Here is a 12,054-nt window from a genome sequence, read left to right as displayed (position 1 = left end):
CGGAGCGCGGGCTCGGTCGCTTCGTCCCGCGCCGTGAACTCGTGCCGTTGGTCGCTGCCGTTCGCGGTCAGCACGAGGGCCAGGCGGTCCTCCTTCGCCTGGTCGGCGGTGATCGCCAGGGACCACTTGCCGGCGGCATCGGCCGTCACCGGGTCGATCGGGCCGATCAGCGCGATGCGCACACCGATCTCGGCCTTTGGCTTGGCGGTGCCGGCGATGGTGAACGCTTCGCCCTTCGTGTACGTCGTTCCTGACGTGATCACCACTGGTGCGGGTTGTTTGGCCGGATCGGCAGTGAAAGTGACCGACTCGAAGTGGTCGAGGTGGGTGCGGAATCGCAACGTGAAGCGGTCGCGGTTCGTCGCGGACTCGTTGAGAGTGTGTTTCCACGTGCCGTCGGCGCCGGTCGCGACGCTCTTCGTGACACCGTGCTCGTTGGTGATCTCGAGCGTCGTCGAGCGCGGTGCGGTCCCGGTGATCGTGAAGGCGTCGCCCTTGCCGTAGGTCGTGTCGGACGTGATCGCGAAGGGCACTGCCTTCTGGTCGGGGTCCGGCGTGAAGGTGATCGTCTGGTGCTCACCAGCGACCGTGCGGAAGCCGAACGTCAGGCTGTCGAAGCGAGTCAAGTACTCGTTGAGCTGGTACGACCACTTGCCGTCCGCATCGGTCTTCGTGTTCCTCGTGAGCTCGAGGTACTCGGGGAAGACGTCGATCGTGCTCGAGCGGGGTCCGGTACCAGTGATCGTGAAGGGCTCTCCCTGCACGTACTCCGTACCGGAGGTGACTGCGAAGGGGACGGGCTTGGTGCTCGGCTTCCCCGCGAGCATGACGGTCTTGGCGTCGCCACTGTTCGGTCGGAGTCCGAGGACGAGCTCGTCGACGTCGGTCGCGCGGGCACCCAGCTCGTACGCCCAGGTCCCGTCCGCGCGGATCCCGATCACCGCGGGGACGCCACCGGAGATCGAGATCTCGAGCGGAGTGGAGCGTGGGCCCGTGCCGGTGACCGTCAACGGCTCGCCCTTCGTGTACGACCGGCCCGACGTGACAGCGAGTGCGTCGGGATCGGCCTGCAGGGTGACACTCTCGTGCTCGCCGAGGTGGTTGTCGAGACCGACCGCGATCGAGTCGGTGTCCGTGAGCTCCGCGTCGAGCGTGTACGACCAGTTGCCGTCGGCATCGGTCTCGGCAGTGGCGCTGCCCCTCGGCACGCTGATGGCGACACCGGTGTTCCGTGGCGCGGTACCGGTGAGGGTGAACGGCTCGCCACGCGTGTACGTCACTCCGGAGGTGACGGCCAGCGGGACCGCCCGCTGGTCGGGGTCGGCGGTGAACGCGATCTCCTTGAACTCGCCCAGGTGCGTCCGGAAGCGAAGGGCGAGGCCGTCAGCGTTCGTTGCGTACTCGTTGAGCATGTAGGACCACTTGCCGTCAGTCGAGGTGTCGACCAGGGTGGCGAATCCGGCCGCGGAGACGACCTCGAGCTTGCTGGAGCGTGGCGCGGTTCCGGTCACCATGAACGGTTCGCCCTTGATGTACGTCGTGCCGGAGGTGACGGCGAAGGGGACGGGTTCGTTGTCGGGGTCGACGGTGAAGGTGACGGTCTCGAACGCACCGAGGTGGCTGCGGAAGTGGTAGGTGAGGCTGTCTTTCCGCGTGGCGGAGTCGTTGAGCTCGTGGGCCCACTTCCCGTCGGCGTCGGTCTTCGCGGTGCGGCTGAAACCGGTCTCGGCGGAGATGATCTCGATGGCGTTCGATCGGGGCCCGGTGCCGGTGACGGTGAACGGTTCGCCCTTGATGTACGTCGTGCCGGAGGTGATGGCGAAGGGGACGGGTTCGTTGTCGGGGTCGACGGTGAAGGTGATGGTCTCGAACTCGCCGAGGTGGGTGCGGAAGTGGTAGGTGAGGCTGTCGTTCCGCGTGGCGGAGTCGTTGAGCTGGTAGGACCAGTTCCCGTCGGCGTCGGTCTTCACGGTGCGGCTGAAACCGGTCTCGGCGGAGATGATCTCGACGGTGCTGGATCGAGGCCCGGTGCCGGTGATGGTGAACGCTTCGCCACGGATGTACTTCGTGCCCGACGTGATCGAGAGCGGTACGGCCTTGTCGTCGCGGTCGACGGAGAAGGTGATCCGCTCGAATTCGTCGTCGATGGTACGGAAGTCGAAGGTGAGGCTCTCGTTCCGAGTCGCGAAATCCGTCAGAGGGTACGACCACTTCCCGGCCGCGTCGGTCTCGGCGCCCCTCGGGAAGCCAGGATCGTCGGAGGCAACTTGAATGGTGCTGGACCGCGGGCCGGTGCCGGTGATCGAGAACGGCTCACCCTTGATGTACTTCGTGCCGGAGGTGATCGAGAACGGCACCGGAGCGGCGCTGGAAGCGACATCGAGCCGGTGGGGCGAGGCGTGCGCCGTGGCCGGGACGATGACGGGCGCGACGATCAGAGCGAGGCCGAGTGCGCCGATCGAGCAGGCCCGGATGGAGTTGGGGAACATGGAACATCCTTCGTGTGCGGATGTTCAATATGACATATTGCAGACGGGTGATGCTTGGAACATAGCGATCGCGATCACTCTCGATCGGCCTTCGCGATCAGACCGGCAGCGCCGCCTCGATCGCAGCGATCACCTGCGGCGCATCCGGCTTCGTCGTCGGGCGGAACCGCGTGACCGTGCCGTCCGGGGCGACCAGGAACTTCTCGAAGTTCCACGTGACCCGCCCGGCCTTGCCGTCGGCGTCCGGGGTCTCCTTGAGCGCCTGGTAGAGCGGGTGGGCGCTCTTGCCGTTCACCTTGACCTTCTCGGACATCGGGAAGGTGACGCCCCACGTGGTGGAGCAGTACTCGTCGATCGCCTTGGACGAGCCGAGCTCCTGCAGGAACTGGTTGCTCGGGAAGCCCAGGACCGTGAAGCCGCGGGGCCCGTACTCCTTCTGGAGCGCCTCGAGCTGCTCGTACTGCGGAGCGAGGCCACAGCGCGACGCGACGTTCACGACGAGCACCGCCTTGTCCGCGAACGCCCCGAACGTGGTGTCCTCACCGTGCAGCGTCGTGATCGCGATGTCGTCGAAGCGTCCCATGTCCCAAACGTTATCCCCAGCCCTGCTGGTTCGCAGGGTCGTCGTCCAGCCAGACCGTAGGATCGTCCCCATGTGTGGAATCGTCGGCTACGTCGGCAGCAACAGCAGCCAGGACGTCCTCCTCGGTGGTCTCCGTCGGCTCGAGTACCGCGGCTACGACTCGGCGGGCATCGCCGTCGTGGACGGGTCGCACGAGCTCGCGTCCGCGAAGAAGGCGGGCAAGCTCCAGGCCCTCGTGGACGAGCTGGAATCGCACCCCATCGCCGACGGCGGGACGGGCATCGGCCACACGCGCTGGGCGACCCACGGTGGCCCGACCGACGGCAACGCGCACCCGCACCTGGCCGACGGCGGCAAGCTCGCCCTCATCCACAACGGCATCATCGAGAACTTCTCCGAGCTCCGCGCCGAGCTCGAGGCCGAGGGCGTCGCGTTCCTCAGCGAGACCGACTCCGAGGTCGCGGCACACCTCGTCGCCCGGTCGTTCCGCGCGACGGGTGACCTGACCGCCGCCATGCAGCAGGCCGTGCAGCGGCTCGAAGGGGCGTTCACGCTCCTCGTCGTGCACGCCGACCAGCCCGGTGTGGTCGTCGGCGCCCGTCGCAACTCCCCCCTCGTGGTCGGCCTCGGCGACGGCGAGAACTTCATGGGCTCCGACGTGGCCGCGTTCGTGGCCTACACGCAGCGCGCCCTCGCCATCGGGCAGGACGAGATCGCCACGATCCGCCCCGACGGCGTCGACGTCATCCACTTCGACGGCACCCCGGCATCGCCGAGCGAGTTCGAGGTGAACTGGGACGCCTCCGCGGCCGACAAGGGCGGCTGGACCTCGTTCATGGCGAAGGAGATCAGCGAGGAGCCCGAGGCCGTCGCCAAGACCATCCTCGGCCGCGTGCACGACGGTGCCGTGACGCTGACGGACCTCGACCCGATCGCCGACCGCCTCGCGCAGGTCGACCGGGTCATCGTCATCGCCTGCGGCACCGCGGCCTACGCCGGCATCCTCGGCAAGTACGCGATCGAGCAGTGGGCCCGCGTCCCGGTCGAGGTCGAGCTCGCGCACGAGTTCCGCTACCGCGACCCGGTGCTGAACGACCGCACGCTGGTCGTCTCGATCAGCCAGTCCGGCGAGACCATGGACACGCTCATGGCCGTGAAGTACGCCCGCGAGCAGGGCGCCCAAGTCCTGTCGATCTGCAACACCCAGGGCGCCACGATCCCCCGTGAGTCCGACGCCGTGATCTACACGCACGCCGGGCCCGAGGTCGCCGTCGCGTCGACCAAGGCGTTCATCGCGCAGGGCGTCGCGCTCTACCTGCTCGGGCTGCACCTCGCCACGCTGCGGGGCACGCTCACGGCCGAGCAGATCGCCGAGCAGGTCGCGGAGCTCGAGGGGCTCGCACCGAAGCTGCAGCAGACCATCGACGACGCGTCCGGCATCAAGGACCTCGCCCGCTGGATGGCCGACACCCGGAGCGTCCTCTTCCTCGGCCGCCACGTCGGCTACCCGATCGCGCTCGAGGGTGCCCTCAAGCTCAAGGAACTCGCCTACATCCACGCCGAGGGCTTCGCCGCCGGTGAGCTCAAGCACGGCCCGATCGCCCTGATCGAGCCGGGGCAGATCGTCTTCGTGATCGTCCCGTCGCCGCGCGACCCGCGGTCGCTGCACCCCAAGGTCGTCTCGAACATCCAGGAGATCCGCGCCCGCGGCGCCCGGGTGATCGCGATCGCGGAAGAGGGCGACGCCGCCGTGCTGCCCTTCGCCGACGAGGTGCTGCGCATCCCGCTCGCGACGCCGCTGTTCGAGCCGCTGCTCGCGGTCGCACCGCTGCACATGTTCGGCATGGAGCTCGCCGCGGCCAAGGGCCTCGACGTCGACCAGCCGCGCAACCTCGCGAAGTCGGTCACCGTCGAGTAGTCGCACGATGATCATCGGCATCGGTGTCGACGTGGTCGACCTGGAACGGTTCGAGCGGGTGCTCGACCGGACGCCCGCGATGCGCACGCGCCTCTTCACCCCGTCGGAGCTCGTCCGCGACGGGGAACCGCGACCGATCGCGTCGCTGGCCGCGCGGTTCGCGGCGAAGGAAGCGCTGATCAAGGCGTTCGGGTCGAGCGCCGGGCTGAGCTGGCAGGACCTCGAGGTCGTCTCCGACGACCAGCGGAACCCGTCGCTGACGCTGCGCCAGGGGGCGCGCCAGGTGGCGGACGGGCGCGGGGTGACGAGCGTGCACCTCTCGCTCTCGCACGACGGAGGGATCGCGACGGCGTTCGTGGTCCTCGAAGGAACAGGGGCATACAGGTGAGCGCGTTCACCGGCATCACGGTCGATCGGGAGGCGCTGATCGCCAACTACGCGACCGTCGCCGAACAGGTGGCACCGTCCGGCGTCATCGCGGTCGTCAAGGCCAACGGCTACGGCCACGGCGCAGCGGAGTCCGCGCAGGCCTTCGTGGACGCCGGCGCGGAGTGGCTCGGCGTCGCGGACATCGACGAGGGGATCGCCCTCCGCCACGCCGGCATCGACGAGGGTGTCCGGATCCTGGCGTGGCTGCACGCCCCCGACGAGGACTTCCGTCGCGCCGCGCAGTACGGCATCACCCCGGCGGTCTCGAGCGTCGACCAGCTCTCCGCCGCCGCCGACTCCGAGGTCCCCGCGGTGCACATCTGCGTCGACACCGGCCTGAGCCGCAACGGCGCGGTCGAGTCCGAGTGGTCCGAGCTCTTCGCCACCGCCGGTCGCCTTGCCCGCAGCGGCAACCGCACCCGCATCGAAGGCCTGATGTCGCACCTGGCGAACGCCTCCCGCGCCGACGACCTCGACCAGGACGCCGCCCTCCAGCGGGCGCTCGACGGTCTCGCTGCGAACGGCATCGTTCCCGACATGGTGCACCTCGCCGCCAGCGCCGCGAGCCTCGCAGTCGCGGAGACCCGGCACGACGTCGCCCGGGTCGGCCTCGCGCTGTACGGCCTCAGCCCGTTCCCCGACCGCACCTCGGCCGACCTCGGGCTCCGCCCCGCGATGCGCGTGACCGCCGCGGTCCTCCGGACGGTCCCGGTGCGAGCTGGCGAGGGCGTCAGCTACGGCTACACCTGGCGTGCGACGACGGACACCCGGCTCGCGGTGATCGGGCTCGGGTACGCGGACGGCTTCGACCGCGACTTCGGCAACCGCGTCTCGGTGCGGATCGGCGACCGCACCTTCCCGGTCGTCGGTCGCGTGGCGATGAACGCCATGCACGTCGACATCGGCGACGCCGACGTCCGGATCGGCGACGAGGCCGTGCTCTGGGGCGACCCGGCGAACGGCGACCCCGCGGTCGAGGACTGGGCCGCCGCAGTCGGCACGATCAACTACGAGGTGGTCGCCCGGGTCGGCCGCAGCGTCGAACGGAGGACCTCGTGAACGCGCCGCTGCGCCGAGCCCAGATCGACCTCGACGCCTACCGCGCCAACCTCGACCTGGTGCGCGAGTGGATGGACCCGGTCGAGCTCATGGCGATCATGAAGGCCGACGCCTACGGGCACGGCCTCGAGCCGATCGCCCTCGCCGCGGTGGACGCGGGCATCCGGTGGATCGGCGTGCTCACGGTCCCCGCTGCCCTGCGTCTGCGGTCGATCGGCGTCGGCGAGGACGTCCACCTCTTCACGTGGCAGCACGACCCCGCGCTGGACTTCCGCGACGCGATCGACTCCGCCGTCGACCTCGGCGTCTCGAACGTGCCGGAGCTGCAGCGGGTGATCGACGCCGTCGACCAGCGTCCCGCCCGGGTGCACCTCGGCTTCGACTCCGGCCTGCACCGCGACGGTTCGACGCCGGACGACTGGCCCGCCCTCGTGGCCCTCGCCCGCGACGCCCAGCGTGACGGGCGCATCGAGGTCGTGGCCGCCTACACGCACCTCGCCGAGTCCTCCGACGACGAGGACGCCTCCGCCGTGGCGCTCTTCGACGACGCGGTCGAGCAGGCCGACGACCTCGGCCTCGACATCCCGACGGAGCACGTCGCCGCCTCGCTCGCCGGGCTCGAGCGCAAGGAGTTCCGCAAGGACATGGTCCGGATGGGCGCGAACCTGTTCGGCATCCCCGGTGCCGACGGCGTCTCGGCGGCCGACCTCGGCCTCGAGCCCGTGATGACCCTGACCGCGTCGGTCGCGAAGACGAAGCGCGTGCCCGTCGACACCGGTGTCTCGTACGACTACACGTACCGCACCACCGCCGAGACCACCCTCGCGCTCGTCCCGGTCGGCTACGCGGACGGCGTCCCGCGGTTGGCGCAGGGCCGCATCGAGGTCGCGATCGGCGGCACGCGCTACCCGATCGCCGGTCGCGTCGCGATGGACCAGTTCCTCGTGGACGTCGGCGACGACGACGTCCGGGTCGGTGACACCGTCGTGCTGTTCGGCACGGGTGAGCACGACGAGATGACGGTCCTCGAGTGGGGCGACGCGCTCGGCACCATCGGCGAGGAGATCGTCTGCCGGATCGGCACCCGGGTGCCGCGCGTCTACGAAGGGCACCGAGTCGAGGGCCACGTCGCCGAGTACCTCCGGGGCGAACGGTGACCGACTCCCACGTGCTGCTCGACACCACCGCCCGGACCACCGAGGAGATGGGTGCACTCGGTGCCCGGCTCGCGGCCGTCCTCCGTGCCGGTGACCTCGTCGTCCTGACCGGTCCGCTCGGCGCTGGCAAGACCACCCTGACCCGGGGGCTCGGCGCAGCGCTCGGCGCCCGCGGGCAGGTCTCGAGCCCGACGTTCGTCCTCGCCCGGACACACCCGACCTCGGCCGGGCCGGACCTGGTGCACGTCGACGCCTACCGGCTGTCCGACCCGGTGGAGCTCGACGACCTCGACCTCGACTGGGACGCCTCGATCGTCGTCGTCGAGTGGGGGCGTGGGTTCGTCGACGGCATCTCGGACAGCGTCCTCGACGTCGAGATCGTCCGCGCGACCGGTGCCGACGACTCGGTCGCCGGTGACGACAGCACCCCGGACGACCTCGACCCGGACGACGTCCCCGACGAGCCGCGCCGTGTGGTCGTCACCGCCTCCGGCCCGCGCTGGGCGGACGCCGTCCTCTGACCCTGCGGTCCTGCTGCCGTCCAGCCGCCCTCGCGAAGATGCAGTGTGCCGACGCTCATCGTGACCGCCCACCCCGACCCCGACTCCTTGACCCACCACGTCGCGCAACGACTGCGGGGCACGTTGCCCGAGGGGACGGCGGAGATCGCCGACCTCGCCGCCGAGGGCTTCGACCCGCGCTTCACCCTCGCCGACCGCTACACCTACCGGACCGGCGAGGACGCCCCGACGGACGTCGCCGCCGAACAGCAGCGCATCGACCGGGCCACCGACCTCGTCCTGGTGTTCCCCGTCTGGTGGTGGTCGCTGCCGGCGCTGCTGAAGGGGTGGATCGACCGCGTCTTCGTGAACGGGTGGGCGTTCGACGTCGGCGGCGACGAGGGCATGCGCCGGAACCTCGGTCGGCTCACCGTCCACCTCGTGCCCGTCGCCGGGGACGATGCCGGTGTCTACGACCGGCACGGGTACCGCGAGGCGCTGCAGACCCAGCTCGAGCACGGCGTCGTCGACTTCTGCGGAGCGCGCCGCGGTGCCACCGTCTTCGTGCACGAGTCCGAGCACGAGGACGCGGCGGTCCGCGAACGAGGAGTCGCCGCTGCCGTCGAGGGTGTCCGGCGTGCGGTCGTCCGGGACGACGAGCACTGACCGGGACCGCCACCGGAGTGGCGCTCGATCGGCATCGAGCAACCGCGCCGCCGCTTACGATGGGACCGTGCTGCTCGCGATCGACACCTCCGCCGGAACCTCGGTCGCCGTCGTCGACCCGGGCAGCGGGCAGGCCCTCGCGACCCGCAGCACCGAGGACAGCCGCCGCCACGCCGAGGTCATCGGCCCGTTCCTCGCCGAGGTCCTCGACGAGGCCGGCATCACCCCCGCCGACGTCACGGGCGTCGTCGCCGGCATGGGGCCGGGGCCGTTCACCGGCCTCCGCGTCGGCATCGCCGCAGCCCGCACCTTCGCCGCGGCACGCGGCGTCCCCGTCCTCCCGCTGGTCAGCCACGACGCGGTCGCGGCCGACCAGGACGGACCCGGTCCGTTCGTCGTCCTGACGGACGCGCGTCGGCGCGAGGTCTACTGGAGCGCCTACGGCCAGACCGGCACGCGCGTCGCAGGTCCCGGACTCGCCAAGCCGGCAGACCTCGACGAGGCGATCCGCGCCTCCTGGCCTGACGCCGTGGGCTGGAACCGCGTGACGGCCCTGTCCATCCCGGCCTGGAGGCTCGGCGCGCTCGCCGCAGACCGGCTCACCTCCGGCGCGCCCTTCGCCGAGGACGCGCCTCTCTACCTCCGCGATCCGGACGTCACGATGCCGGGTGCGCCCAAGCGGGTGAAGCAGTGACGCTGCCCGACGGGTTGCGCCTGCGGCGCGCCCACCCGCAGGACCTCGACGACGTGATGTGGCTGGAGCACGCGTCGTTCCCGACCGATGCCTGGTCGGCGTCGCAGATGTCCGGCGAGCTGTACTCGCCGCACGGGTACTACGTCGTCGTCGAGACGACCGAGGGCGGGGCGCCGACGATCGTCGGGTACGCCGGGCTCTCCTCGTTGGCGGGCAACCCCGTGGCGGACGTCCAGACGATCGCGGTCGCGGCGGACCAGCGGGGGAAGGGCCTCGGTCGGGTGCTCTTCACCGAGCTCCTCGACGAGGCGCGGCGGCGTGGCGTGCACGAGGTCTTCCTCGAGGTGCGCGCCGACAACCCCGTGGCCCAGGCGATGTACACGGCGTTCGGGTTCGAGCGGATCGCCGTCCGCCCCCGCTACTACCAGCCCGACGGTGTGGACGCGTGGGTGATGCGGGCGGAGCTCGTGACGGCTCCCAGCGTCGGGCCGTCCGGCGTCGGGCCGTCCGGCGTCGGCCCGTCCGGCGTCGGCCCCATCGGACAGGAGGCCCTCGATGGCTGAACCACTCGTGCTCGGCATCGAGACGAGCTGCGACGAGACCGGTGTCGGGATCGTGCGTGGCAACACCCTGCTCGCGAACGTCATCGCGTCGAGCATGGAGGAGCACGCGCGGTACGGCGGCGTCGTCCCCGAGGTCGCCGCACGGGCCCACCTCGAGGCGATGACCCCGACGCTGACCGCTGCGCTCGAGCAGGCCGGCGTCACCCTCGACGAGCTCGACGCCGTGGCGGTGACCGCGGGGCCGGGCCTCGCGGGGGCGCTCATGGTCGGGGTCGGCGCCGCGAAGGCCCTCGCGGTGGCGACGGGCAAGCCGTTGTACGGCGTGAACCACCTGGTCGGGCACGTCGGCGCCGACGTCCTCCGGTCGGACGGGTCCGAGATCGACCTGCCGACGGTGGCGCTCCTGGTGTCCGGCGGGCACACGTCGCTGCTGCTCGTGCAGGACCTCGTCGGCGACGTGGAACTGCTCGGCGAGACGATCGACGACGCCGCGGGCGAGGCGTTCGACAAGGTCGCGCGGCTCCTGGGGCTGCCGTACCCCGGCGGCCCGCAGATCGACAAGGCCGCGGCGGACGGCGACCCCACCGCGATCCGTTTCCCCCGCGGCTTGACGCTGCCGAAGGACATGGCCGCGCACCGCTACGACTTCTCGTTCTCCGGACTGAAGACCGCCGTCGCCCGGTGGGTCGAGCGCTGCCGTGACGAGGGGCGCGAGGTCCCCGTGGCCGACGTCGCCGCCAGCTTCCGCGAGGCCGTGGTCGACGTGCTCCTCACGAAAGCGCTGCGTGCGTGCGCGGACACCGGCGTGCACCGGCTCCTGCTCGGCGGCGGCGTCGTGGCGAACGCCCGGCTGCGGGCCGTCGCCGAGGAGCGCTGTGCTGCGGCCGGTGTCGAGCTCCGCATCCCGCCGTTCGACCTCTGCACGGACAACGGGGCGATGATCGCGGCGATCGGCGCCCGGCTCGTCGCCGAGGGGCACGCGCCGAGCGACCTCGGGATCGCGGCGGACTCGACGCTGCCGGTGACGACCGTCCAGGTCTGACGCTCGCGGGCCGACGCCGTTCCGCGTCCGGTCTGCGTCGTGCTCGCGTCCGGCCCGCAGGGGAGTGTCTGTGGGAGGATTCACATGAGGCGCCGACGACCGTGGCGCCGAGAGGGGTGGACGGTGTCCGATCAGAACCAGTGGCCGAAGCCGGGCGAGACGCCGGACAGCAACGCATCGTCGGTGCCGTCGAGTGCGGCCCAGCCCGAGTCCGGGCAGCCGCAGCAGTACGGCGCGTCCGCTCCCGAGGCACCGGCGGCAGCGCCGAACGACCCGTGGGGGCAGTCCGGACAGCAGGCGCACCCGGGTTACGGCGCCCCGCAGGGTTCGAACCCCTACGCCGCACCGCAGAACCCGTACGCGGCGCCGCAGCAGCCGCAGAACCCGTACGCCGCGCAGCAGCCGCAGAACCCCTACGGCGCGCAGCAGCAGCAGAACCCCTACGCCGCGCCGCAGAACCCGTACGCGGCCCCCGGCCAGCAGAACCCGTACGCCGCCCCGGGCCAGCAGAACCCCTACGCGGCCGCGGGCTACCAGCCCTACGCGCAGCGCCCGAAGACCAACACGCTGGCGATCCTGTCCATCGTGTTCGGCCTCGGGGCCATCCCGCTGTTCTTCATGGCGATCCTGCTCGGTCCCGCCGGCGCGATCCTCGGCCACCTCGCCCTCGGCCGCATCAAGCAGACCGGTGAGAGCGGGCGCGCCCTGGCACTCACCGGTGTCATCGCCGGCTGGGTGATGACCGGTGTGTGGATCCTCTGGATCATCGGGCTGTTCGCGTTCGCCTCGATGGGGAGCTCGTACTCGAACTACGACGACTACGGGTCCGGCGCCTTCATCGGCTGAGCACGGTCTCGCACCGTACAGAGGGGCCCGCCGACCGTGATGGTCGACGGGCCCCTCTGGCGCAGTGCCTGCGGCTGACCGCTACTTGCCGGTGAAGGTGTGGGTGAT

General features: G+C 70.9%; 12 protein-coding genes. 10 read left to right on the top strand and 2 right to left on the bottom strand.

All coding sequences use genetic code 11. From position 1 onward, the window contains the following. Both BIV03_RS03935 and BIV03_RS03930 read right to left on the bottom strand, forming a co-directional pair. A partial coding sequence (locus tag BIV03_RS03935) for a hypothetical protein (protein ID WP_139199361.1) occupies nucleotides 1-2,489 on the bottom strand: 2,489 nt, incomplete at its 3' end. A gap of 97 nt (nucleotides 2,490-2,586) precedes the next feature. Beyond that, nucleotides 2,587-3,072 (bottom strand): glutathione peroxidase, encoded by a 486-nt coding sequence (locus tag BIV03_RS03930; protein ID WP_071294748.1) that lies wholly within the window; start codon nucleotides 3,070-3,072, stop codon nucleotides 2,587-2,589. Between the two features lie 70 nt (nucleotides 3,073-3,142). Between BIV03_RS03930 and glmS the strand changes: the two genes are divergently transcribed. From glmS to BIV03_RS03880, 10 genes are all read left to right on the top strand, one after another. Next, a complete protein-coding gene (gene glmS / locus BIV03_RS03925) occupies nucleotides 3,143-4,990 on the top strand; it encodes a glutamine--fructose-6-phosphate transaminase (isomerizing) (RefSeq protein WP_071294747.1) in 1,848 nt (615 codons plus the stop codon). Nucleotides 4,991-4,997: 7 nt separating this feature from the next. Further along, entirely contained in the window at nucleotides 4,998-5,378 is a 381-nt protein-coding gene (locus BIV03_RS03920; RefSeq protein WP_071294746.1) for a holo-ACP synthase, read from the top strand. Continuing rightward, nucleotides 5,375-6,478 carry an alanine racemase gene (gene alr / locus BIV03_RS03915; protein WP_254790717.1) on the top strand — a complete coding sequence of 368 codons (1,104 nt, stop codon included), beginning with the start codon at nucleotides 5,375-5,377 and terminating at the stop codon, nucleotides 6,476-6,478. The genes BIV03_RS03920 and alr (BIV03_RS03915) overlap by 4 nt, the downstream gene beginning before the upstream one ends. After that, nucleotides 6,475-7,635, top strand: coding sequence for an alanine racemase (gene alr / locus BIV03_RS03910; RefSeq protein WP_071294744.1), 1,161 nt, complete (start codon nucleotides 6,475-6,477; stop codon nucleotides 7,633-7,635). Before alr (BIV03_RS03915) ends, alr (BIV03_RS03910) begins: the two co-directional genes overlap by 4 nt. A gap of 47 nt (nucleotides 7,636-7,682) precedes the next feature. Continuing rightward, complete coding sequence (gene tsaE, locus BIV03_RS03905; RefSeq protein ID WP_071294749.1) at nucleotides 7,683-8,156, top strand: tRNA (adenosine(37)-N6)-threonylcarbamoyltransferase complex ATPase subunit type 1 TsaE; 474 nt, start codon at nucleotides 7,683-7,685, stop codon at nucleotides 8,154-8,156. Between the two features lie 45 nt (nucleotides 8,157-8,201). After that, nucleotides 8,202-8,801 carry an NAD(P)H-dependent oxidoreductase gene (locus tag BIV03_RS03900; protein WP_071294743.1) on the top strand — a complete coding sequence of 200 codons (600 nt, stop codon included), beginning with the start codon at nucleotides 8,202-8,204 and terminating at the stop codon, nucleotides 8,799-8,801. A gap of 67 nt (nucleotides 8,802-8,868) precedes the next feature. Further along, a complete protein-coding gene (tsaB, locus tag BIV03_RS03895) occupies nucleotides 8,869-9,495 on the top strand; it encodes a tRNA (adenosine(37)-N6)-threonylcarbamoyltransferase complex dimerization subunit type 1 TsaB (protein ID WP_071294742.1) in 627 nt (208 codons plus the stop codon). After that, nucleotides 9,492-10,058, top strand: coding sequence for a ribosomal protein S18-alanine N-acetyltransferase (gene rimI / locus BIV03_RS03890; RefSeq protein ID WP_071294741.1), 567 nt, complete (start codon nucleotides 9,492-9,494; stop codon nucleotides 10,056-10,058). Before tsaB ends, rimI begins: the two co-directional genes overlap by 4 nt. Then, the gene (tsaD, locus tag BIV03_RS03885) at nucleotides 10,051-11,100 is read left to right on the top strand and encodes a tRNA (adenosine(37)-N6)-threonylcarbamoyltransferase complex transferase subunit TsaD (protein WP_071294740.1); all 1,050 of its coding nucleotides are present in this window, start codon (nucleotides 10,051-10,053) and stop codon (nucleotides 11,098-11,100) included. The genes rimI and tsaD overlap by 8 nt, the downstream gene beginning before the upstream one ends. Nucleotides 11,101-11,223: 123 nt before the next feature. Next, complete coding sequence (locus tag BIV03_RS03880) at nucleotides 11,224-11,946, top strand: DUF4190 domain-containing protein (RefSeq protein WP_071294739.1); 723 nt, start codon at nucleotides 11,224-11,226, stop codon at nucleotides 11,944-11,946. Nucleotides 11,947-12,054 lie beyond the last annotated feature (108 nt).

Source organism: Curtobacterium sp. MCBA15_016 (genome assembly GCF_001865105.1).
GTDB lineage: Bacteria > Actinomycetota > Actinomycetes > Actinomycetales > Microbacteriaceae > Curtobacterium.
The sequence above is the reverse complement of the archived record's forward strand: the minus strand, read 5'-3'. Positions and strand labels throughout refer to the sequence as shown.